This is a genomic window from Anaeromyxobacter sp. Fw109-5, from assembly GCF_000017505.1.
GTDB lineage: Bacteria > Myxococcota > Myxococcia > Myxococcales > Anaeromyxobacteraceae > Anaeromyxobacter.
Genome location: NC_009675.1, coordinates 1,579,328 through 1,602,286, shown reverse-complemented (window position 1 = coordinate 1,602,286; position 22,959 = coordinate 1,579,328). Strand labels below are relative to the sequence as shown.

Genomic DNA, 22,959 nt, shown 5'->3' with positions numbered 1-22,959 from the left:
CGCGGGCGACGTCTAGGCCGCGGAGCGCGCGGCGCCGCCCCGCGTCGCGCTCGCCGACGGACCGGGCGGCGCGGGCGTGGCGGCGAGATCGGGCGCGACCGCGTCCCCCTTCGCGAGCACCTTGCCGTCCACGACCTGCGTGTCGGCGAAGATGTCCCCGATCCGGACGCCGAGGCGGTCGGTGTAGATCATGTACGCCTCGAAGGCGACGATCGGCACGCCGGCCACGAAGAGCACCGGCCAGAGCAGCGGCACGGCGTAGAAGATCGCCACCAGCGCGAAGGGCGCGTTGCGGAGCATCGACTCGCGGTAGCCGGCCGGCGCCCGGCGCGGCACGACGACGGTGCGCACGCCGAAGATCTTCTTGCCGATGGACTGGCCGGAGAGGAGCCCGTCGGCCACGAGCAGGTAGAGCGCCGCGAGGAGCGGCCCCACCTGCGGCGAGGTCTGGGCGAGCACCAGCGCGAGCGTGAAGTCGGCGAGCCGCGCCAGGCCGCGGAGCGACAGGTCCGCCTTCGGGTAAGGGCTGCCCTCTCGCCGCGCGTCGCGCATCCGCTAGGAGCTCCCCCGCACGAAGAACAGGTACGCCATCGCCGGCCGGTGCGAGCCCTCGCGCATGACGAAGTGCACGGACTCGAAGGCGAAGCCCTCCTTCGTCCAGCGGTTCAGGGCGCCCTCCAGGCTCTCCTCGCCGACGGGCGAGACCTCGACGACCTTGTAGGAGGCCGTCCCGCCCGGCTCGACGCCCCGGAGCGCCCCCGGCGTCACCGCCGCTTCCCCGTGAGGAGGCCGGCCGCCTCCTTCGCGTAGTAGGTGAGGACGAGGTCGGCGCCCGCGCGGCGGCAGCAGAGCAGCGTCTCGAGCACGACGCGCGCCTCGTCGATCCAGCCCCGCTCCGCGGCGGCCTTGATCATCGCGTACTCACCGGAGACGTGGTACGCGGCCACCGGGAGCTCGAACCGATCGCGGACGAGCCGCACGATGTCGAGGTACGGGACGGCGGGCTTCACCATCACCATGTCGGCGCCCTCGGCCACGTCGAGGGCGACCTCCCGCAGCGCCTCCCGCCAGTTGCCGGGATCCATCTGGTAGCCCTTGCGGTCCTTCGGGATGCCGGCGCCCTCGCGCGGCGCGCTCTCGGCCGCGTCGCGGAACGGACCGTAGAACGCGCCCGCGAACTTCGCCGCGTACGACAGGACGGGCACGTCCCCGTACCCCTCGGCGTCGAGCCCCTTCCGGATCGCGGCCACCCGGCCGTCCATCATGTCGGAGGGGGCGACGATGTCCGCGCCGGCCTTGGCGTGCGCGACCGCCTCCTTCGCGAGCAGCGGCAGGGTCGCGTCGTTGTCGACCCCGAGGTCCTGGCCGGGACCGCCGGCCCGCGGCGCCTTGAGGATGCCGCAGTGGCCGTGGTCGGTGTACTCGCACATGCACACGTCGGTCATCACGACGAGGCCCGGGACCTGCGCCTTCAGCGCGCGGATCGCCTGCGGGACGATGCCGTCCTCGTCGTACGCGCCGCTGCCGATCTCGTCCTTGTGCTCCGGGATCCCGAACAGGATCACCGAGCGGACGCCCGCCTCGTAGCCGGCCTGCGCCTCCGCGACGAGCTCGTCCACCGAGAGCTGGAAGACGCCCGGCATGGACTTGACGGGGTTGCGCACGCGCTTGCCCGGGAGGACGAACAGCGGCCAGACGAGGTCGTCCGGCGCGAGGATCGTCTCGCGGACGAGGCTGCGCAGCACCTCGTTGCGGCGCATGCGGCGGGGGCGGTCCTGGGGGAAGGGCATGGCGTTTTTCTATCGCAGACGGCGGGTTTCGACAAAGCCGGCGGCCGCGCTACGGCCGTTCCCGGGGGTTCACCTCGCGCATGACGAGGCCGCTCTGGAGCCGCGGATAGAAGAGCGTGCTCTTCTGCGGCATCGTCTCGCCCTGATCGCCGATCGCCTCGACCTGCCACATGGGCGTCGGGTTGAGGAGGAAGCCGATCTGGTGCTCGCCGGACAGCACCCGGTTCACCGCCTCGCCGGCGTCGCGCACGTAGGTGAGGTTCTCCTGGTTCTCCTGGGCGTGGGGCGAGAGGCCGAGGAGGTGCTGGAACACGATCGAGTGGAGCACCGTGACGTCGAGCGCGCGCAGGGTCTCGTTCGCGGGCAGCTCGGCCTCGGAGAGGTCCACGTCGTCGCGCAGCGTCACCACCCGCGCCTTCTGGTCCTCCGCGGAGACCACGAGGAAGGTGCTGGCCTTGCCGCCGTGCTCGGCGAGCTTGGAGATCGCCCAGGCACGCCCCGCCGGCCGCCGGATGTCCTCCGGCAGCGTCTCGATGGTGAAGTAGCGCGCGAGCCCCTCGAGGAAGCGCGCGGCGGAGAAGCCCTGGAGCCCGAACAGCAGCCGGTGCGTCGGGAAGAGGAACAGGCCCGGATCGTTCATCGGGCAGAGGAACATGAGGATGTAGTGGTGCCCGCCGTACTCGGGGAGGCCGGGGTTCGCCTCCTCGAGCTGGCGCTGGTAGACGAGCGCGGTCTCGTACCGGTGGTGGCCGTCGGCGATGAACACGCGCTGGCGGGCGACGAGCTCGGCGAGCGCCGAGACGTGCGCGGGGTCGTCGGTGCGCCACAGCCGGTGGTGCACGCCGTCGTCCGAGTCGGTCTCGGCGACCGGCTCGGTGGCCGCCGCCGCGTCGAGCGTCCGCTCGGTGACCTGAGCCTCGTCGCGGTACAGGCCGAAGATGGGCGAGAGGTTCGCCCCCACGTGGCGGAGGATCTCGAGCCGATCCGCCTTGGGCGCGACGAGGGTCTTCTCGTGAGGGACGATGATGCCCTCCCGGAACTCGTGCAGCCGCACCGCCGCCATGAACCCGCGGCGGCGCAGGTGCCGCCCGTCCGGCGCCCAGAAGCTCTGCTCCAGCGGGTAGAGCGAGGGGGTGGGATCGCGGCGGAGCACGTCGTCCGCGAGCCAGCGGCGGAAGTACTCCGCGGCGCGCGTATAACGGTTCTGGCCGGGTCCGTCGCCCTGCCGCTCCTCCCCGAGCGTCAGGTGGATGACGTTCTGCGGGCTGCGCCGGAGCAGGTCGTCCCGCTGCTCCTGCGACACGAGGTCGTAAGGAGGAGCGATGAGCTGACCGAGCTCGCGGCCTCGGGAGGCCGCGTACCGGATGCCGCGGAACGGGGCGATTTCCGCCATGGGGGTGGGACGCTAGATCACCGCCCCGCGGGGTGCAAGGAGCCCGAGGTGACGGGGCGCGCGCCCTCGTCGCGGGCCCGGTCACACGGCCGCGCAGGCGGCCTGCACCTCCTCGAAGGGGATGACGCCGTCGCGCACGAGCCGCACCCGCTCGCCCACGACCTCCACGATCGTGCTCGGCCGCCCCCCCGGCGTGCTTCCTCCGTCGAGCACGTGGTCGATGCGCGCGACGAGCGATGGCGAGAGCTGCGCGGCGGAGCTGGGCGGCGGGTCGCCGGAGAGGTTCGCCGAGGTGGACACGATGGCCCCCCCGGCCTGGCGGGCGAGCGCCCGCGCGAGCTCGCTGCCTGGCACCCGCACGGCGACGGTGCGCGACCCCGCGGTGACGGCCGCGTCCAGGCCGGGCAGCGCGGGCAGCACGAGCGTCAGCGGTCCCGGCCAGAAGCGCTCGGCGAGCCTGGAGGCGAGGCCGTCCAGCCGGGCGACCTCGCGCACCTGGTCCGCGTCCGCCGCGAGGAGCGGCAGGGGCTTCCCCTCCGGACGGAGCTTGGCCCGCGCCAGGCGCTCGAGCGCCGCCGGATCCCTCGCGAGCGCGCCGAGGCCGTAGAACGTCTCGGTCGGGTACGCGACGAGGCCGCCGCGCCGCAGCACCGCCGCGGCGGCGGCGGCGCGGGACTGGAGCTGGTGGGGGAGCGGCACGGCGGGAAGATATTGCTCGCGCGGGGCGCCGTCAGCGCGCGCCGCGCCGGAGCAGTACGGCCGGGATGGTGCGCGCCACGATGCGCAGGTCGCGCCACAGCGACCACTCGTCGATGTACGCGAGGTCGAGCTCCATCCAGCGCTCGAACTCCACGTCCGAGCGGCCCGAGACCTGCCAGGTGCAGGTGATGCCCGGCTTCATCGACAGGCGCCGGCGCTGCCACCGCTCGTAGCGGCGCACCTCCTCCGGCAGCGGCGGGCGCGGGCCGACGATGCTCATCTCGCCCTTCAGCACGTTCCAGAGCTGCGGCAGCTCGTCGATCGAGGTGCGGCGGATGAACCGACCGACGCGGGTGACGCGGGGATCGTCCCGCATCTTGAACACCGGGCCGTCCGCCTCGTTGCGCGGGCGCAGCCCGTGCAACTCGTCCTCGGCGCCGACGCGCATCGAGCGGAACTTGTAGAGCGTGAACTCGCGGCCGTTGAGGCCCATGCGCCGCTGGCGGAACAGCACCGGCCCGGGGGAGTCCAGCCGCACGGCGAGCGCCACGAGCACCAGCACGGGCGAGAGCAGGACGAGGCCGAGGGTGCTCAGCACGACGTCGAAGGCGCGCTTGCCCAGGAGCGGGATGACCTCCTGCGGTCCGGACGCGATCGACAGGAGCGGGATCCCGTCGAGCTCCTCGATCTCCAGCGGCGCGTCGAGCGCGGGGAACAGGTCGAGGGCGATCTTGGCGGGCACGCCCTGCTCGCCGCACAGCGCGATGGCCTCCTCGACGTCGCCGAGGCGATCGCGCCCGACCGCGAACACGACCAGATCCAGCACGTGCAGGTCGAGGATCCGGCCCATGTCCTCGATCTGGCCGAGCACCGGCGCGCGGCTCCGGGCCGGCGCCTGGGCGTCCACGATGTAGCCGCAGAACCGGAAGCCCCACTCCGGCCGCCTCGAGAGGCGCCGCGCCATCGCCGCCGCCATCGGGCCGCTGCCGACGACCGCGAAGTTGCGGGTGTTGCGGCCGCGGCGCCGGACGGCGTGCGCGGTCGTCCGGAGCACGACGCGGCTCGCCGCGAGGAGCGCGAGGGACGCCGCGAGCCAGATCGCCACGAGCAGCCGCGAGAGCTGCTGATCGTGGGCGACGAACGTGGCCGTGCCGAGCAGGAGCGCCAGGGTCGCGACCGCGCGCGAGAGGCGCCACAGCTCCTCGAAGAGCGAGCGGGTGCGGTAGGCACCGTACACCCGCGAGGCGGCCGCCGCCGGGCTCCAGAGGAGCAGCGCCGCCGCCACCCACGCGAGGTAGCGCTCCGGCGCGTAGAGGTCCGGCAGCGTCCCCGGCAGGGCGCGCCGGGTGACGTAGGCCAGGCCGAAGGCGGAGCACAGCAGGGCGAGATCGAGCGCTCGCAGCCCGCCGGCCACCGCGCGTGCGCGCTGCTTCAGCATTCAGGCGACCCGCTCCGACCGGTCGGGGCCCTCGCGATCGGGGTCGCCGCGCCGCGCCGCGAGCCGCGCCTCGGCCGAGATGCTCCTCGTGTGGCGCGTCGGCACCCAGCGGCGCTCCCCGCTGCGGACGAGCCCGCGCACGAGGATGGGGAGCCAGGTCGAGTTGAACAGCGCCGTGTAGACGTACCGCGCCAGCTCCCGAGTCCGCATGCCCTCCGCGCGCATCGCGGCAGCCGGGAGGATCGCGTAGCAGGGGAGGAGGACCCCCCAGGCCGCGAGCGGGACCGAGAACCACGCGGCCGCGGGCCAGCCGGCGAGCGCGGCGAGCGCGTGCGCGGCGGCGACGCCCGTCGCGAGGACGGCGACCGCGGAGCGCGAGGGCTGCACGCACGCGATGGCGCCGTCGAGCGCCGCGTGGTCCGCGCGCCGGAAGGCCCTCGCCAGCAGCGGCAGGAGGTGCCGGCGCGCCACGTCCCAGCGCCCCTGCATCCAGCGCGTGCGCTGCGCGTTCGACGCCTGGAGCGTGAGCGGCTTCTCGTCGAAGGTGACGGCGTCGTGCGCCCACTCCACCCGGATGCCCTCGCGGAGGAGCCGCATCTGCAGCTCCGCGTCGTCGGTCACGCAGGCGGGATCGGGCGGGAAGGCGCGCAGCGTGGCGACGCGGATGCAGTACCCCGTGCCGCCGAGCGCCGCCGACATGCCCACGTTCTCGCGCGACAGCTGGAAGAGCCGCGAGGACACCGAGTAGCCGGTCGAGATGGCCTTGGTCACCCAGCTGTCGTCCGGGTTCTTGGTGTCGAGGTAGCCCTGCACGACGTGCGCGCCGGCCGCCAGGCGCGCGTTCATGACGGAGAGGAAGTTCGGCGTCATGACGTTGTCCGCGTCGAACACGCAGACCGCGTCCGGCGTCCACCGCAAGGCCACGCGCTCGAGCGCCCAGCGGAGGGCGTAGCCCTTGCCGGTCTGCACCGGATCCGTCCGCTCCAGCACCTCGTCGGCGCCCGCGGCCCGGGCCCGCTCCGCCGTGTCGTCGGTGCAGTTGTCCGCGACCACCACCAGGCGGAACATCCGGCGCGGGTAATCGAGCAGCGTCAGCGCTCGCACGGCCTCGCCGACCACCGCCGCCTCGTCGTGGGCCGGTACGAGCACCACGAAGCGGTGGAGGGGCGCGACCGCGGGGACTCTCCGGCGCGGGAGGAATCCGCACAGGGCGACGCCGAATGTATACGCTCCGAGCGCGAGGAGCACCCACTCGAGCGCGTGCAACAGAATCATCCATTCCCCCAGGCAGCGGCCATTCGTGAGGCCCTGACGCCAACCAGCCGCCTCGCGCGACCTGCGACGACCGCCCGTTGCGTCCCCAAGTCCTTATATCCTCACGGCGATACTCTTGGTAACGTCTGGGCTACATGCGCATCCTGATCGTCTTCGGCACCCGGCCCGAGGCCGTCAAGCTGGCCCCTCTCATACACGATCTGCGCCAGCGCCCCGGCGCCGATGTGGAGGTGTGCCTCACCGGACAGCACCGCGAGATGGTGACCCAGGTGGTCTCCTTCTTCGGGGTTGACGTAGATCACGACCTGGAGATCATGCGGCCGAACCAGACGCTGTCCGACGTCGCGGCCCGCACGCTCACGGGGGTCGATCGAATCCTCGAGTCGCGCCGCCCGGACTGGGTGATCGTGCAGGGCGACACGAGCACCTGCCTCGCCACCGCGCTCGCCGCCTTCCACCGCAAGGTGCGGGTGGCGCACGTCGAGGCCGGCCTGCGCAGCGGCGATCCGCACGCTCCCTTCCCGGAGGAGATGAACCGGGTGCTCACGACGCCCATCGCCTCGCTGCACCTCGCTCCCACCTCGCGCGCCAAGGCGAACCTGCGCGCGGAGCGCGTCCCCGAGGACCGCATCCGCGTGGTGGGCAACACCGGCATCGACGCGCTCCTCCTCGCCGTCCAGACGCTCCGCGACAGGGGGCTCGACGCGACCTACGGGGCGCGCTTCCCGTTCCTCCGCCCGAGCCGGCCGCTCGTGCTCGTCACCGGCCACCGCCGCGAGAGCTTCGGCCAGCCGTTCGAGGAGCTGTGCGAGGCGATCCGCGACGTCGCGACCGGCGACGACGTGGACGTGGTGTACCCGGTGCACCTCAACCCGAACGTGCGCGAGCCCGTGTTCCGCATCCTCTCCGGCCTGTCGAACGTCCACCTCGTCGAGCCCGTCGAGTATCCGGCGCTCGTCTGGCTCGCCCAGCGGAGCCGCTTCATCCTGACGGACTCCGGCGGCATCCAGGAAGAGGCCTCGGCGCTCGGGAAGCCGGTGCTCGTCATGCGTGACGTCACCGAGCGGCAGGAGAGCGTCGAGGCGGGCGTCTCTCGCCTGGTGGGGACGAGCCGCGAGGTGATCCGCGAGGCGTGCAACTCGCTCCTGCGCGACGAGGCGACGTACGCGCGGATGGCGCGCCGGGTGGACCTCTACGGCGACGGGAAGGCCAGCGCGCGCATCGGCGACGCCCTGGGGCTTCCGCCCTCGGGCGCCTCGCGGGAGTGGGCGGCGGCCTGAGGACCCCGACCGGCAGAGCTCCCGTGCGCGTCGGCATCGCCTTCACCTGGCTGCGGCCGGATCGCCTCGCTGGACCGGAGCGCCACGCGATCGGGCTCGCCCGCGCGCTCGCGGCGCTCGCGGCCGGGGAGATCGTCCTCTTCACCCGCCCCGATCCCCCTCCGGCCATCGCGGAGCTCGACGTCGAGCAGCGCCCCGCGCCGCTCCGCACGCGCGTCGCGCTGGACCAGGCCTGGCTCCCGCTCGCCGCGGCGGGCGCGCGCGTCGACCTGCTGCACTCGCCGGGCTCCCCCACCCCGCTCCTCTGGCGCGGGCGCTCCGTGGTGACGATCCACGACGCGACGCCCTGGCTCGAGCCGGACGCGCTCCCGGTGGACCAGCGCTGGTACGCGCGTCCGCTCTATCCCCAGGCGCTCGCGCGCGCCGCCGCGGTGTTCACCCCGTCGAACGCCGCGCGCGAGGACCTCGTGCGCGCGGCGGGGGTGCCGCGCGAGCGCGTGCACGTGACGCCGAACGGCGTCGACCCCGTCTTCTTCGAGGCGCGCGCGCCGGAGGGCCCCCGCGCGCCCTACCTGCTCGCGGTCGGGACCCTCGAGCCGCGCAAGAACCTGCCCGTGCTGCTCGACGCGCTCCGCATGCTGCGGCGGGAGGGCCGGGATCTGCAGCTCGTCATCGCGGGGAGGCGCCCGCTGACCCAGTCCCTGCCGCTCGGCGATCTCGCGCCCCATGTGCGGCTCGCCGGGGCGGTGCCCGACGTCGATCTGCCCGCCCTCTACGCGGGGGCGGCTTGCTTCGTCATCCCCTCGGTGCGGGAGGGCTTCGGGCTGCCGCTCGCCGAGGCGATGGCGGCGGGCACGCCCGCGGTGGCGAGCGACATCCCCGCCCTGCGGGAGGTGGGTGGCGAGACCGTGCGGTACGCCGCCCCGTCGGATCCGGAGGCGTTCGCGGCGGCCATCCGCGCGGCGCTCGACGACCGGGAAGGCTCGCGCCTGCGCGCCGCCGCGGCGCGCGGCCGGGCGCGGCGGTTCCGCTGGGAGGACACGGCGCGGCTGACGCTCGAGGTGTACCGGCGGGTGACGGGGCGTCGATGATGCGCGCGCGCCGGGCGGCGTCCGCGATCGTGGGGCGCCGCCGTCGCAGCGAACCGAGCGCCGAGCGAGCCGCCGTTCGTCGCCCGCGTCCCCCGGAGCGGTGTCAATGGACCGGCACTCGTGGCAAAGTGCGCACTGCATGAGCGCTCCCGTGACCTCTCCCCCTTTTGACCGGACGAGTTCGCCAGGCTCCTCCCCTCGAAACGATCGTCGCGAGGAGGCGACCGCGCCCCGCGATCGCGACCACGCCAAGGGGCTCGAGGCGGCGCTCGCGGAGGCGCGGCTCGCGCTGGTGCGGGAGCGCTCCCGCTCCCTCCAGCTCCGCCAGGATCTCCAGCGCGTCGAGGAGCGGCTGCAGCGCACGGAGGCCGAGCTCGAGGGTATCCAGGCGAGCACCGCGTGGAGGGCGGCGCGGATCTACTACCGTGTCCGGGACGACTTCTGGCCGCTGCGGGTGGCGCACCGCGCCGCCCGCAGGCTCAAGGCCCGGCTCGGCGGGCTTCGCAGCGCGGTCGCGCAGGCCCGCTCGCTCCTGCCCAACGGCGGAGGCCAGCTGACCGGCCTCACCCTGGGGCGCCGCGACCGCGTGAGCGTCGTGCTCCCGGTCTACAACCAGGCGTCGATGCTCGCCGAGTCCATCGAGAGCGTCCTCGGCCAGACGTACCGCGATCTCGAGCTCATCGTGGTGAACGACGGGTCGACGGACGGCGTGGAGTCGATCCTCGAGCGCTTCGCCGACGACCCCCGCGTCGTCGTCGTCACTCAGCCGAACCAGAAGCTCCCGTCCGCCCTCAACAACGGGTTCGACTTCGCCACCGGCGAGTTCTACACCTGGACCTCGGCGGACAACGTGATGCTGCCTCGCCAGCTCGAGGTGCTCGTGGGGTATCTCCGCGCGCACCCGGAGCAGGCCATGGTCTTCTCCGATTACCAGGCGATCGACGATCGCGGGCTTCCGCTCGACGACGCCTCCTTCCGCCCGCAGAACCAGGACCCGCACGATCGCAGCCGGATGAGGCTCCCGCGCGAGGTCACGGTCGCGAACCTCCACCGAAGCGGCGACAACTTCATCGGGGCCAGCTTCCTCTATCGGCGCGACGCGGCCCGCGTCGTCGGCGCTTACGCGGAGGACACCTTCGGCGGGGAGGACTACGACTACTGGCTCCGGGTCCACGCGCTCTTCGGGATCGGCCACGTCGACGAGGTGCTCTACCGGTACCGCGTCCACGACAACACGCTCAACGCGCGCGCGAGAGAGCTGCGCATCGGGGAGAGCGTTCGCCGCCTGCTCGAACGGCACGGCGAGCGGCTCGCGTTCCTCGCGTCCTCGCCGTCGTGGCTGCAGCTCGGCCTCGAGATCCCGGGGGCGCGGCCCGCGGCCGCCGGCGAGACGGCCGACATCGTGGCCTACCCGCTGTCGCGCGCGGGCGATCCCGCCCTGCGCGAGCCCGCGGACGCGGGCCGCTCACTGCGCGTCTGCGTCGTGGACCTGCCGCTCGACGAGGTGGACGAAGCGGTGGCCGCGCGTGCGGATCTGCTGTTCGTCATCGACCCGATCGTCCAGGCGCACCTCGATCGCGAGCTGCCGGGCCGCGCGTTCCTCCTCGATCTCGCCCGCGATCCCGCGCTCGCCCGCCGGATCGCGAGCCTGCGCCTGTTCGAGAAGCGCAGCGCGCATCCGGGTCGCCAGCCGGCCGCCCGGGTCCTGCCCGTGCGCGAGCCGCTGCGCGTCGGCTTCCAGGTCGACGGGATGGACCGCGGCGGGCTCGAGCAGATCGTCTCGGATCTCGTTCGCAACGTCGACCGGTCCCGAGTGCTTCCGACCCTGCTCGTTCACGCCTCCGACTGCGGCACCGCCGGCCGCGCGCTGAGGGAGAACGGGCTGGAGGTCGTCGTCACGGGGCGCGACGAGCGACGGCTGGTCGAGGCGGTCCGGGAGCGAAATCTCCAGGTGGTGAACCTGCACCACAGCGTCGCCGGCCTCTCCGCCTATCGCGACCTCGGCGTAGCGACCGTGTACACCGTGCACTCGAGCTACGTGTGGCTGGATCCGCTCGCCCGGAGGGCGCGCGCCGAGCGGCTGCGCTCCGTCGATCTGCATCTCGCCGTGTCGCCGCAAGTCGGGCGCTTCTTCGAGGAGACCTTCGAGGTGGATCCCCGGCGGGTCCGCATCGTGCCGAACGGGCTCGATCCGAGCGAGCTGGAGGACGCCCACCGGGCGTCCCGCGAGGGCCTGGGCCTCTCCGAGACGGACTTCGTCTTCCTGCAGGTGGGGTCGTTCTCGCCCAACAAGCTGCAGCGCACCACCGTCGAGGCGTTCGCCCGCGTGTGCACCGGGGTGCCGGAGGCTCGGCTCGTCCTCGTCGGGAACGCCTTCGATCCCCGCTACGCGCGTGAGGTCGAGGACGCCGTCCGCGCCGGAGGATTGACCGACCGCGTACGTATCCTGCCATGGGGAAGTCGCGATTCGATCGCAGGTCTCATGGGCGCCGCCGACTGCTTCGTCCTCCCATCGCTCGTCGAGGGGTGGAGCATCGCGGTCATGGAGGCCATGTACTTCGGCCTCCCGCTCGTCGTCTCCGACGTGGGATCGGCGCGGGAGGTGATCCGCGACGGCGACATCGGGATCGTCATCCCGTGCCCCTACGAGCGGTTGTCGGAGCTCACCCTCGAGCACCTCGTCGCGCTCGGGGAGCGGCCGCCGGAGGAGTACGTCGAGGTGCTCGCCGCGGCGATGCGCGAGGTGGCGCTCCACAGGGACGTCTGGCGGGAGCGCGGCGCGCGTGGCCGTGACAAGGTGACCGGTCCGTTCCACGTCCGCGCGATGGCGGACGCGTACGCCCGCGCCTACGCCGACGCGTACCGCTGGCTGCGGAAGACCGGGGCGCGGCGCGCCTGAGCGCCGGCGTCCGGACGGCGACGTCGGGCTCACTCCGGCGGCGGCGCAGGGGTGGAGCGGACCGCCCGGGCGGTGAGCGCGTCCCGCTCGCCTCGAAGCGCGTCCCGCTCCGCCGCGAGCGCGCGCCGGTCAGCGGCGAGCTCGGCGGTGCGCCTCACCGCCGCCTCGATCGCGGGATCGAGGCGCAGCGGCCTCCCGTCCGCGCCGCTCCGCGCGTAGATCGCGAGTGCCTGATCTCCCGCCCAGAACGAGCCCGGCATGCCCGCGCAGCGCGCGATCCGCAGATCCACGAGCTCGAACCCGCCGAGGGTGAGCGGGAAGCTCTCGAGCTCGAAGGTGAACGCGTGCTCCTCGATCCGGTCGCGCTCCTCGAACGGCACGAGCACGATCGCGTACCGGGTCACTCGCGCCAGCATCGACGAGAGCACGCCCCACGGATCGGAGAAGTGCTCGAGCGTGTTCGACGTGAAGAGCACGTCGTACTCGCGATCGAGGCCGGAGACGGACACGGCGAACGAGACGCCGGGGTGCCGCGCGCGCGCGCGCGCCACCGCCGTCGGGGAGACGTCGACGCCCGTGGCGCGTCCTCCCCACGCGGCTGCGAGCGCGGCGGTGCCCTCTCCCTCACCGCAGCCCCAGTCGCACACGCTGGCGCGGCGCTCCCGCAGATCGTCGCGGACGGACGGCGCCACGAGCGAGAGCGCCAGCTCTGCGAAGAAGCGCGACTGCTCGGGCCCGTGCCGCGTCTCCCAGTCTCCGCTGGCGAAGCGCGCCTCCCAGTACTCGGGCGAGTTCACGGGAGGTACCGTCATCGCGCGGCTCGCGCCCCTCACCCCGCCCGCGTCGCCGCGTGGGGGACGAACCCCTGGAGCTCGCGATAGCGCGCGATCGCGGGCACCGGGGCGCCGTCGAACTCGACCCGGCCGTGGTGCAGGACGATGACGCGCTCGCAGAGCTCCTCCACCTGGTCCATGGCGTGCGAGACGTAGAAGATGGTGCACCCCGCCTGCTTGATCGCCCGGATCCGGTCCATGCACTTCGCCTGGAAGCGCTCGTCGCCGACGGCGAGCACCTCGTCGATCATGAGGATCTCCGGCTCCACGTCGACCGCGATGGCGAAGCCGAGCCGCGCGTACATGCCCGAGCTGTAGTTCTTCACCGGCATGTCGATGAACTCGCCGAGCTCGCTGAACTCGACGATGCGATCGAACTTCTGCGCCATCTCCTTGCGGGAGTGGCCCATGAGCGCGCCGTTCAGGAAGACGTTGTCGCGGCCGGTGAGCTCCGGGTCGAAGCCCGCGGCGAGCTCGATCATGGGCGACACCCGCCCCCGGACGTCCGCCCGTCCCTCCGAGGCGCGGAGCACCCCGGCCGCGATCTTGAGGAGCGTGCTCTTGCCGGAGCCGTTGTGGCCGATGAGGCCGACGGCCTCGCCCGGGCCGACGCGGAAGGAGACGTCGCGCAGGGCCCAGAACTCGTCGGCCGTGCGCAGGTGGCGGAAGCGGCCGAGCACCGCCTCCTTCAGCGTCGTCACCCGCTCCCGGTACATGCGGAAGCGCATCCCGACGTTCTCGAACGTGAGCGAGCCGGACATGGTCAGAAGTTGTGGATGTGGCGGTGCTCGGACCGCACGAAGAAGGTGCCGCCGACGGCGAGCGAAGCGGCCGCGGCGAGCACCGCGAGCCCCAGGGTGGACGCGGGCGGGATCCGCCCCTCGTAGATGCTCATCTGGAACACCCGCACGATCGGCGAGGCGGGGTTCAGCGCCAGCGCGGTGCGCAGGAGGGGGTGCAGCCCCTCGAGGAACGACGCCGGGTAGATCACCGGCGTCACGTAGAACCAGATCTGGAACAGCACGTCGATCAGGTGGCGGACGTCCCGGAAGAACACCGACAGCGAGCTGAACAGCAGCGCGAGCCCCGTCGTGAACGCGGCCGCGAGCACGAACGCGAGCGGGACGACGAGCCACGACACCCCCGGTGGACGGCCGAGCGCCACGGCGAGGAGCGCCAGCGCCGGGAGGGAGAGCACGGCGTCGGTGAGCTTCGAGCCCACGGCCGCGAGCGGGTAGACCGCCTGCGGGACGGCGACCTTGCGGATGAGGCTCTGGTTCCCGAGCAGCGACATCGAGGCGGAGACGGATCCCACCGAGACGAGGGTCCACGGCAACAGCCCGGAGAGGAGGAAGACCGGGTAGCCCTCGATCCCGATGCGCATGATGGTCGAGAAGACGAGCGTGTAGACGATCATCTGCAGCAGCGGGTTGAGGAGCGTCCAGAGCATCCCCACGGAGCTGCGCTTGTAGCGGACCTTGAGATCGCGCGCGACGAGCAGCATCAGCAGCTCGCGGTACTTGAAGACGTCGCGGACGGAGCTGGCCACGGCGCTCGTGCGTGGTGCTCCGGGCCGCTCCTCGATCGTGGCTCCGCTCACGTGTGGACCTCCCGCGGCCGCGCGAGGACCGCGGCGACGCCGATGGCGCAGCCGAACGCGAGCGCCGGCTCCGCGGTCCAGAACACGTCGTGCACGACGGAGTTGATCGCCAGCGCGACGAGCACCGCGAGCCCACCGGCGGCGCCCGCGCGGCCGAGCGCGTCTCCGGTGCGGCGCCAGCGCACGAAGGCCATCGCGAGCAGCGCGAACCAGGCCACGAGCGCCCCGCCGAGGAGCGGCCCGCCCTCCGCCACCGAGGTGAGCAGCGCGTCGTGACACCAGGCCTGCACTCCGAAGCCGGGATCGCGCTGCTGCCAGTATGGCGCGGACCAGCGCGGCAGCGCGCCGTACCCCACGCCGGTGAGCGGGTGATCGCGGATCACGTCGGCGCAGACCAGCCAGATCGTCGCGCGTCCGTTGCCGCCGCTGGCGGAGCGGGTCTCCTCGAGCCACCCCCACGCCATCGGAAGCAGCGGCGTCGCGGCGAGCGCCGCGGCGGCGGAGACGGCGAGCGCCACCCGCCGGGCGCGCCGCTTCATCGCAAGGGCGACGACCGCCGCGGCCGCCAGCGCGAGCCCGGCCCACGCCGAGCGAGCGCCAGAGAGGAGGACGGCGGCGGCCGACGCGGCCGCGGCGAACGCGAGGAACCCGCGCGTGCGACGGGCGACCGGCGCGAGGGCGGCCATCGTGCCGGCGAGGACGGCGACGGGCGTGAGCGCGTGCGCGAGCCGGGTGTACCAGCTGAAGAAGCCGACGACCGGGAAGCGCTCGGGCGCGCCGGGCGCGAACGGCAGGCGGTGCGCCTCGGGCAGCGGGTGGGCCCGGAACCCCAGCGCGTGCATCGGATCGATCCCGGTGCGGACCTGCACCCAGGCGAACAGCGCGGGCGCGAGCGCGGCCGCGCTCCACACCACGAGCACGAGCAGCGCCGCGCGGCGCGCGCCGTCCGGCCCACGCTCCGCCCCGCCCGCCTCGAGCGCGAGCGCGACGAGGAGCGGGGTGAGCAGGTAGCGCCAGTGCAGCGCGGTCGAGGTGGACCTCGGCGGCAGGCCGGTCGCCCAGGCGACCGCGACGGAGGCTGCCGCCGCCCCCGCGAGGAGGAGCACGGGCAGCGCGAGCCGCGGCGCCGGCGGCCGCTCGCCGAGGGCCCACAGCCCCGCCACCGCGCCGGCCGCGACCGCGAGCCCGATCTGCATCCCGGCGATGGAGATCGGCAGGAAGGCCGCGTGGGCGACGACCCCCACGAGCGCGGCGCGCCCGAGCAGGGAGCGTACGAGCCCCCCGTGCCGGGCCTCGTCACCCGGACCGACCGCCACCTCGCCCCCGCGCATGAAGCCCAACATTATTACACAACCCCTCGGAGCGCCTCATCGGCGGAGCACGAGCGCGCCACCGCTACCCCGCCCGCCTGACCGCGAGCGCGCCCACCACCAGGAACACCAGGTTCGGCGCCCAGGCCGCCACCCAGGGCGCGACGTGGCCCGACAGCCCCATCGCCCAGGTCACGCCCTGCGTGCCCCAGAACAGGAGTGACACGCCGACCGACTCGACGAGCGCGGCGGCGATGTGGCCCTTGCGGTTGCGGCGCAGCGCGAGCGCGAGCGCGAGCATGGCGCCGGGGACGCCGGCGAACGGGTACGCCAGCCGGTTGTACCGCTCGAGCTGGAGCTCGGCGACCGGGAGCCCCAGCCGGCGGCGGATGCCGATCTGCGACAGCAGCGTCTGCCAGCGCATCTGCGTGGGCCTCCCGGGCACCACCGCGAAGGCGTCGGGCGGCTCGGGGAAGTCGTAGCGGCGCGAGGCGGCGCGCTCGACGCGGACGGTCCCGTCCGGGAGGAAGGTCCGATCCTCGACGTGCTCGAGCAGCCAGCGGTCGCCCTCCGGCCGCATGCGCTCGGCGTCCACGCGGCGAACGAGCCGGAACGCCTCCGACACCTCGAGCACCGTCACGTGCGCGAACCCGCCCTCCGGCGAGGTGCCGCGCAGGTGGTACACGCGCCGCCCGTCCCCGCCGCGGAACCAGCGCTTCGGCTCGCGCGCGGCCTCGAACCGCCGTCGGTCGCCGCCGCGCCCGAAGCGGAGCGCCTGGATCTCCTCGGCGCGCTGCGCGGCCTCCACGCCCCACAGGTCGTGGACGAGCAGCAGCGCGCCGCCGGCGAGGAGCGTCACCGCGACCACGGGCACAGCGAGCCGCCAGGGCCCGAGCCCCACCGCGCGCATGGCCGTGTACTCGCGCGTCCGCCGGAAGGTGGAGACCGCGATGCCGGCGCCGAGGATCATCGCGGCGGGCGCCACCTGGCGCACGACCACCGCGGCCTTGTTCACGTACAGCTCGAGCACCGCCGGGGCCCAGCCCGGGCCGGTGAACGCCGCGGAGTTGTCGACGAAGTCGACGGCGAGGAAGATCGCGACGACCCCCGCGAGGGCGCCGACGAACGCGTTGAGGGTCCGGCGCGCGACGTAGCCGAACAGGATCAACGCACCGCCCCCGTGCCGCGGCGGACCTGCAGGGCGATGAGGGCCAGGGCGATCGCCGAGAGGACGAGGGTCGGCAGCTGCAGCGCGAGCGGCGCGGGCAGCACCCCGCGCTGGGCCATCACCTCGCCGCTGCGCAGCAGCAGGTAGTGCGCCACCACCACGAGGAAGGTCGCGCCCACCCCGAAGGCGCGGCCGGCCCGGCGCGAGGCGCCCAGCGGCACGGCGAGGAGGGCGAACGGGATCACCGCGAGCGGCGAGGCGATCCTCCGGTGGAGGCTCCCCTCGGCGCGGCGCGCGGCGGCGGCGTCGCCCTTCGCGCGCGCCTCGGCCACCCGGGCCTGCAGCCCCGCCAGGTCGTCGCGCCCGGTGCGGGAGACCGCGTTCCGGTCCGAGAGCGCGGTCCCGAGCCCGAGCACGACGTCGGCGCGGCGGAAGGTGGCGAGCACGTACTCGTCCGCGTCCACCTGCTCGCGGTGGACCTCGCCGTCGTCGAGGACGAGCCGCATCTCCTCACCGGCGCCCACCGGCTCGAGCCCGCCGGCGCGCGCGAGCGCGAGCACCGGCGCGGCCGGATCGGACCGGTCGCTGATGAGGACGTTCCCCCACCGGCCGCCGTGGACCCGCTCGGCGTAGAGCGTGTAGCCGGGGATCTGATCGTAGAAGGTGCCGGGGCGGACGTCGTTCATGACGTTGCGCTTCACGATCTCGTTCAGGCGCAGGCGCGCCGCGTCGAGGCTCCTCGGCACCACGTCGAGCGACAGCCAGAGCCCGAGCCCCGCCACCGCGACGCCGATCGCGAGCGGCACCGGCACGAGGAAGGCCGGCGAGAACCCCGCCGCGCCCAGCGCGACCACCTCGCGATCCTCCGCGAGCCGACCGACCCCGAGCACCGCCCCGAGGAGGAACGCGATGGGCAGCACGTACCCGAGGAAGTAGGGCAGCAGGTACAGCACCACCGCGCCCACGTCCACGAGCGACACGCCCGAGCCGAACAGCACGTCCGCCTGGGCGAGGAGCTGCGTCGCGAGCAGGATCTGCGTCAGGAACAGCAGGCCCGCCGCGAACGGAAGCAGGATCTCCTTCGCCAGGTACCGGTGGAGCAGCCGCAAGCCGTCAGCCCTTCGGCGCCGCCAGCTTCGCCTGGAGCGCGGCGTCCTTGGCCTCGACCTCCTCGGCCATCTTGCGGCGCTGCACCCGCACGCGCTCGGCGACCTGCGCGTCCGTGCGGGCGACGATGCGCGCGGCGAGGAGCCCGGCGTTGCGCGCGCCAGCCTTGCCGATGGCGAGCGTGCCCACCGGCACGCCCGCGGGCATCTGCGCGGTCGCGAGCAGCGCGTCGAGCCCCTTCAGGTCGCTCGCGGCGAGCGGCACGCCGAGGACCGGCAGCTCGGTCTCCGCGGCGCAGACGCCGGCGAGGTGCGCCGCCGCGCCGGCGCCGCAGACGATCACCTGCACCCCACGGCCGGCGGCCTCGCGCGCGAGCTTGCCCGTTCGCTCCGGCGTGCGGTGCGCGGACGAGACGTGCACCTCCGCCGGCACCCCCAGATCGTCGAGCGCCTTCTTCGCCTCCGACATGACCTCCCAGTCGGAGTCCGAGCCCATGAGGATCAGCACCTTCGGGTCCATCACGCCCTCTTGCCGATGTCCGTGCGGAGCTGCATGCCCCGGAAGCGGATGCGCGCCGCGGCCGCGTATGCGCGACGGGCGGCGTCGTCGAGCCCGTCGCCGAGCGCGCACACCGTGAGGACGCGTCCCCCAGCGGTCACGACGCGGCCGTCTCGCGCCCGCGCCGTGCCGGCGTGGAACACCTGCACGCCCTCCTCGAACGGCCCCGCGAGGCCGTCGATGGCGTCGCCCGCCGCCGGCTTCGCCGGGTAGTTCTCTGCCGCGAGCACCACGCCCACCGCCGCGCGGCGGTCGAACTCGAGCGTCACGCCGGAGAGATCGCCCTCCGCGGCGGCGAGGAGCGCCGGGACGACGTCGCTCGTCATGCGGAGCAGGATGGGCTGCGTCTCGGGGTCGCCGAGCCGCGCGTTGAACTCGAGCACGCGCGGGCCGGCGGGCGTGAGCATGAGCCCGGCGTAGAGCGCGCCACGGAACGGACGGCCCCGCCGGGCGAGCTCTCGCACCGCGGGGAGCAGCACGTCCCGCTCCACCATCGCCTCGACCTCGGGCGTCACGGTCGGCGTGGGCGAGAAGGCGCCCATGCCGCCGGTGTTCGGGCCGCGGTCGCCGTCGAAGATCCGCTTGTGGTCCTGCGCGGCGGCGAGGAGGCGGACGCGCGCGCCGTCCGTGAAGGCGATGCAGCTCGCCTCGGGCCCCTCGAGCCGGTCCTCCACCACGACGCGGGCGCCGGCGCCGCCGTGGACCTTGTCCACCAGCATCGCGCGGAGCGCCTCCTCCGCCTCGCGGAGGTCGGCGCAGACGACCACGCCCTTCCCGGCGGCGAGCCCGTCCGCCTTCACGACGACGCGCCCGCCGCGAGCCCGGGCGAACGCGAGCGCGGGGTCGAGGTCCGAGAAGGTGCCGTGGCCCGCGGTCGGGATGCCCGCCGCCTCCATGATCTCCTTCGCGAAGGCCTTCGAGCCCTCGATCTCGGCGGCGGCGGCGCTGGGGCCGAACGCCGGGATCCCCTCGCGGGCGAGCCGATCGGCGAGGCCGGCCACGAGCGGCGCCTCGGGGCCGATGACCACGAGGTCGATCTGGTTCTCGCGCGACCAGTGCGCGATGCCCTCGACGTCCAGCGCGTCGAGCGCGACGAGCGTCGCGACCTCGGCGATGCCGGGGTTGCCAGGGGCTGCGAACAGCTCGCGGACGAGCGGGCTCCGCGAGATCTTCCAGGCGAGGGCGTGCTCGCGCCCGCCCGATCCGACGACGAGGACGCGCATGGAGACCCGGGCTTATAGCACGTCCGCGCCCCGCGGCGGGGCGTCGCGGCGGGCGGGCGGGGCCGTCTCCCGGGCGCGAAAAGCGCCCTCGCCCTGCCGCGGCTCGTCCGCCAGGCCCCCCGGGCGGAGCCTCCGGGCGGGCTCCCCCGCCCCGATCGCTCAGTGCCGGAAGTGGCGCATCCCGGTGGCCACCATCGCCACGTTCGCCGCGTCCGCGGCCTCGATCACCTCGGGGTCGCGCACCGAGCCGCCGGGCTGGATGATGGCGGTCGCGCCGGCCTTGATGATCTCCTCGACGCCGTCCTTGAACGGGAAGAAGGCGTCCGAGCCGACCGTCGACCCGACGAGCTCGAGCTGGGCCTTCATGACGGCCGTCTTCACCGACTCGACCCGGCTCGTCTGCCCGCCCCCGATGCCGACCGTGCGCTTCTCCTTCGCGAAGACGATCGCGTTCGACTTCACGTGCTTCACGACCTTCCACGCGAAGAGGAGATCCTCCCACTCGGCGTCGGTCGGCGCGCGCTTCGTCATCACCTTGCAGTCGTCGCGGCGGATGGCGCCGAGATCGCGGTCCATGACGAGCAGGCCGCCGGGGATCGAGCGGAGCTCGCGGAGCTCCTCGGGCCGGCGCGTCCAGCTCGTGCGCGGCTCGGCGAGCCGCGGCGCCTCGAGCAGCCGCAGGTTCTTCTTCGCGCCGAGGGCGGCGCGCGCGGCCTCGTCGTAGCCGGGCGCGATCACGCACTCGAGGAAGAGATCGGTCAGCTCCTTCGCGGCCGCGGCGTCGACGGGGCGGTTGAGCGCGACGATGCCGCCGAACGCGGAGACCGGGTCGCACGCGCGGGCGCGCGCGAACGCCTCCGCGGGCGTCTTCCCGAGCGACACGCCGCAGGGGGTGTTGTGCTTGATGACGACGCAGGCGACCTCGTCGTGCTCCTTGACGGCGGCGAGGGCCGCCTCGAGGTCGAGGAGGTTGTTGTAGCTGAGCTCCTTGCCCTGCAGCACCTTCGCGAAGGCGACCGTCGGCTCGTCCGGCTCGCGGCCGGCGCGGTAGAAGGCGCCCGCCTGGTGGGGGTTCTCGCCGTAGCGGAGGTCCCCCGCCTTCGAGTAGACGGCGGCGAGCGTGGCGGGGAAGCGCTTCGCCTGCGCGTCCGTGCTCTCGCGCGCCGTGAGGAACTCGGAGATGGCGGCGTCGTAGGCGGCCGTGTGGGCGAAGGCCTTCTTCATGAGCTCGAAGCGCGTCTGATCCGACAGCGCGCGCGAGGCCTCGAGCTCGGCCGCGACGCGCTCGTAGTCCGCGGGGTCGACCACCACGCCCACGTGCGCCGCGTTCTTCGCCGCGCTGCGCACCATGGTCGGCCCGCCGATGTCGATCTCCTCGACGCAGTCCCAGAACGGCTTCCCGGCCGCGACCGCCTCGCGGAACGGGTAGAGGTTCACCACCACGAGGTCGATGGGGGGGATGTCCCGGGCCTTCACGTCGGCCTCGTCGGACGCGAGGCCGCGCCGGTAGAGGATGCCGCCGTGCACGCGCGGGTGGAGGGTCTTCACGCGCCCGGCCAGGATCTCCGGAGCCTGCGTGTAGTCACCCACCGAGACGACGGGCACGCCGGCGTCGGCGAGCGCGCGCTGCGTGCCGCCGGTGGAGAGAATCTCGACGCCGAGCGCGGCGAGCCGCTTCGCGAACGGGACGAGGCCCGTCTTGTCGGAGACGGAGACGAGAGCGCGGCGGACCATTTCGAGCACCTCCAGGAGGGGGTGCCCTTGTAGCCCGCGGCGCGCGCCGTTTCAACGGGTGAGCGGCGGGTCCCGCGCCGTCGCGGCGGGCGGCCGCGGCCGTCCCGCCACCGTGATGGGCGTCAGTCCAGGAGGTCGTCTGCCCCGCAGGGGGGCGACCGCGGCTCGTCCTCGGCGATGGTCCGCAGCTTCGCCAGGCCGCGCGTCTCGACCTGGCGGATGCGCTCGCGGGTCAGGTTCATGATCGACCCGACCTCCTCGAGCGTGATCCCGCCGCGATCGGCCACGTCGAGGGCGCACGTCTCGTCGAGCTCCCAGACCTCGCGGTCCGGGAAATTCAGCTTGATGGACCCGGTGGCCGGGTTCACGTCGAGATAGAGGTGGTGCTTGCACGCGATGAACATGCACGGCCGCGGCCCGTTGGCGCAGTCGGCCCGGGAGCGCGGCCGGCTCGCCTCGATCTCGCGGATGGTCGCGTCGAGCTCCGGGTCGACGATGCCGAACGCCCGCTGCCGACGGAGCTCGCGCGCGATCTCCTTGCGAGACATCGTCTTCGATCGGCGCCGGCCGCGCTTGCCGTCGGCGTCGAGCTCGTCGTCTGCGTCCCCCGTCGCGTCGTCCACCGGGCCGAGCAGCAGCTCTTCCCCGTCGTCGCGCGCCTCGTGATCGGACCGGACCTGCGGCTCGCTCCGCTTCGCTTCGCTCATCCCCTGCCCTCCCTTACCCACCCAGCGGCGCCCGAGCGCCGCACACCGTCCACCAGGGCGCCGGGCCGGCGCCGGCGATCGCTACGCCCCGAAGGCCTCCCCCGGGACCGTCGCGACCGCGCCTCCCACCTTCTCCAGCCTCTCCAGCGCGCTGCGCGCCTCGCGCTCCGCGCGTGAGAGCTCCTCCTCGAACTGCTTGCGGCGCGGGTGCTCCCGCGCCTTCTGCGAGAGCTGCGCCACGAGATCCGTGAGCCCCTTCTCCACGTCCTCGAGCTGGTTCCGCACCGTCACGAAGCTGCCGCGGATGTCCTCGACGGTGTAGCCCTCCGCCATCATCCGCTTGATGAGCGCGATCCGCCGCACCACCGAGACCGGGTAGAGCCCGGTCGAGCCGGTGTGCTTGCCCTTGCGGCCCACCCGCCGGCTCCGCGGCAGCAGCCCCATCTGCACGTACTTCCGGAACGTCGAGGCCGAGAGCCGCGCGCCCTTCGACTCGAACAGGCGCACCACCTCACCGCTGGTGATCCCACCCGCGCGCTCCCGCTCGACGCGGGCGATCTCTTCGGTTCGGAGGTACTCCACTCGTGTCATGGATCGAAAATCTTCTTTTGGAAACTTGATTTGGAAAGTAGTCCACTGAGTGCCGCGAGTCAACCGGCACCTGGGCACCCGGAGGGAGCGGCATCGGGTCGCAGGGGTGGGACTGGAAAGCGACCGAGGGTCACGAGCGCGGTCGCGGTCGCGGTCGCGGTCGCGGTCGCGGTCGAGGTCGAGGTCGAGGTCGAGGTCGAGGTCGAGGTCGAGGTCGAGCCGGGGGCGAGGCCCCACAACTCGCGCCGCGGCCCACGCCCTTC

The 22,959-nt window shown here is 73.7% G+C and carries 21 protein-coding genes; 3 read left to right on the top strand and 18 right to left on the bottom strand.

What is annotated here, in order from left to right:
* Positions 1–12: 12 nt before the first annotated feature.
* The 7 genes from ANAE109_RS07215 to ANAE109_RS07185 form a co-directional block, all read right to left on the bottom strand.
* Positions 13–552 (bottom strand): RDD family protein, encoded by a 540-nt coding sequence (locus ANAE109_RS07215; protein ID WP_011985730.1) that lies wholly within the window; start codon positions 550–552, stop codon positions 13–15.
* A 3-nt stretch (positions 553–555) separates the two neighbouring features.
* On the bottom strand, positions 556–768 hold the full coding sequence (locus ANAE109_RS07210) for a hypothetical protein (RefSeq protein ID WP_011985729.1): 213 nt from the start codon (positions 766–768) through the stop codon (positions 556–558).
* Positions 765–1,790, bottom strand: a complete 1,026-nt coding sequence (hemB, locus tag ANAE109_RS07205) for a porphobilinogen synthase (protein WP_011985728.1) — start codon at positions 1,788–1,790, stop codon at positions 765–767. Before hemB ends, ANAE109_RS07210 begins: the two co-directional genes overlap by 4 nt.
* A gap of 49 nt (positions 1,791–1,839) precedes the next feature.
* Positions 1,840–3,183, bottom strand: a complete 1,344-nt coding sequence (locus tag ANAE109_RS07200; protein ID WP_011985727.1) for a DUF1015 domain-containing protein — start codon at positions 3,181–3,183, stop codon at positions 1,840–1,842.
* A gap of 81 nt (positions 3,184–3,264) precedes the next feature.
* Positions 3,265–3,882 (bottom strand): L-threonylcarbamoyladenylate synthase, encoded by a 618-nt coding sequence (locus ANAE109_RS07195; protein WP_011985726.1) that lies wholly within the window; start codon positions 3,880–3,882, stop codon positions 3,265–3,267.
* A gap of 31 nt (positions 3,883–3,913) precedes the next feature.
* On the bottom strand, positions 3,914–5,320 hold the full coding sequence (locus ANAE109_RS07190; protein ID WP_011985725.1) for a sugar transferase: 1,407 nt from the start codon (positions 5,318–5,320) through the stop codon (positions 3,914–3,916).
* On the bottom strand, positions 5,321–6,595 hold the full coding sequence (locus ANAE109_RS07185) for a glycosyltransferase family 2 protein (RefSeq protein ID WP_011985724.1): 1,275 nt from the start codon (positions 6,593–6,595) through the stop codon (positions 5,321–5,323).
* Between the two features lie 134 nt (positions 6,596–6,729).
* Between ANAE109_RS07185 and wecB the strand changes: the two genes are divergently transcribed.
* The 3 genes from wecB to ANAE109_RS07170 all read left to right on the top strand — a co-directional run bounded on the left by wecB (position 6,730) and on the right by ANAE109_RS07170 (position 11,865).
* A complete protein-coding gene (gene wecB, locus ANAE109_RS07180; protein WP_011985723.1) occupies positions 6,730–7,875 on the top strand; it encodes a non-hydrolyzing UDP-N-acetylglucosamine 2-epimerase in 1,146 nt (381 codons plus the stop codon).
* A 23-nt stretch (positions 7,876–7,898) separates the two neighbouring features.
* On the top strand, positions 7,899–8,966 hold the full coding sequence (locus ANAE109_RS07175; RefSeq protein ID WP_011985722.1) for a glycosyltransferase family 1 protein: 1,068 nt from the start codon (positions 7,899–7,901) through the stop codon (positions 8,964–8,966).
* A gap of 139 nt (positions 8,967–9,105) precedes the next feature.
* Entirely contained in the window at positions 9,106–11,865 is a 2,760-nt protein-coding gene (locus ANAE109_RS07170) for a glycosyltransferase (protein ID WP_158305874.1), read from the top strand.
* A gap of 29 nt (positions 11,866–11,894) precedes the next feature.
* Here ANAE109_RS07170 and ANAE109_RS07165 read toward each other — a convergent pair whose 3' ends face one another.
* The 11 genes from ANAE109_RS07165 to ANAE109_RS07115 all read right to left on the bottom strand — a co-directional run bounded on the left by ANAE109_RS07165 (position 11,895) and on the right by ANAE109_RS07115 (position 22,696).
* A complete protein-coding gene (locus ANAE109_RS07165; protein ID WP_011985720.1) occupies positions 11,895–12,677 on the bottom strand; it encodes a trans-aconitate 2-methyltransferase in 783 nt (260 codons plus the stop codon).
* Between the two features lie 17 nt (positions 12,678–12,694).
* Positions 12,695–13,459, bottom strand: a complete 765-nt coding sequence (locus ANAE109_RS07160) for an ABC transporter ATP-binding protein (protein ID WP_011985719.1) — start codon at positions 13,457–13,459, stop codon at positions 12,695–12,697.
* Positions 13,460–13,461: 2 nt separating this feature from the next.
* Entirely contained in the window at positions 13,462–14,247 is a 786-nt protein-coding gene (locus tag ANAE109_RS07155; protein ID WP_234945263.1) for an ABC transporter permease, read from the bottom strand.
* 47 nt (positions 14,248–14,294) lie between these two features.
* Positions 14,295–15,629 (bottom strand): O-antigen ligase, encoded by a 1,335-nt coding sequence (locus ANAE109_RS07150; RefSeq protein ID WP_049768703.1) that lies wholly within the window; start codon positions 15,627–15,629, stop codon positions 14,295–14,297.
* Between the two features lie 64 nt (positions 15,630–15,693).
* Positions 15,694–16,776: an LptF/LptG family permease gene (locus tag ANAE109_RS07145; RefSeq protein ID WP_011985716.1), complete on the bottom strand. Its 1,083-nt coding sequence runs from the start codon at positions 16,774–16,776 to the stop codon at positions 15,694–15,696.
* Positions 16,773–17,885 carry an LptF/LptG family permease gene (locus tag ANAE109_RS07140; protein WP_011985715.1) on the bottom strand — a complete coding sequence of 371 codons (1,113 nt, stop codon included), beginning with the start codon at positions 17,883–17,885 and terminating at the stop codon, positions 16,773–16,775. Before ANAE109_RS07140 ends, ANAE109_RS07145 begins: the two co-directional genes overlap by 4 nt.
* A gap of 4 nt (positions 17,886–17,889) precedes the next feature.
* A complete protein-coding gene (purE, locus tag ANAE109_RS07135) occupies positions 17,890–18,402 on the bottom strand; it encodes a 5-(carboxyamino)imidazole ribonucleotide mutase (RefSeq protein ID WP_011985714.1) in 513 nt (170 codons plus the stop codon).
* The gene (purD, locus tag ANAE109_RS07130; RefSeq protein ID WP_011985713.1) at positions 18,402–19,664 is read right to left on the bottom strand and encodes a phosphoribosylamine--glycine ligase; all 1,263 of its coding nucleotides are present in this window, start codon (positions 19,662–19,664) and stop codon (positions 18,402–18,404) included. The genes purE and purD overlap by 1 nt, the downstream gene beginning before the upstream one ends.
* Positions 19,665–19,823: 159 nt before the next feature.
* Positions 19,824–21,398 (bottom strand): bifunctional phosphoribosylaminoimidazolecarboxamide formyltransferase/IMP cyclohydrolase, encoded by a 1,575-nt coding sequence (gene purH / locus ANAE109_RS07125; RefSeq protein WP_011985712.1) that lies wholly within the window; start codon positions 21,396–21,398, stop codon positions 19,824–19,826.
* Between the two features lie 122 nt (positions 21,399–21,520).
* Positions 21,521–22,105, bottom strand: coding sequence for a sigma factor-like helix-turn-helix DNA-binding protein (locus ANAE109_RS07120; protein ID WP_011985711.1), 585 nt, complete (start codon positions 22,103–22,105; stop codon positions 21,521–21,523).
* 81 nt (positions 22,106–22,186) lie between these two features.
* Positions 22,187–22,696 carry a MerR family transcriptional regulator gene (locus tag ANAE109_RS07115; protein WP_234945262.1) on the bottom strand — a complete coding sequence of 170 codons (510 nt, stop codon included), beginning with the start codon at positions 22,694–22,696 and terminating at the stop codon, positions 22,187–22,189.
* Positions 22,697–22,959 lie beyond the last annotated feature (263 nt).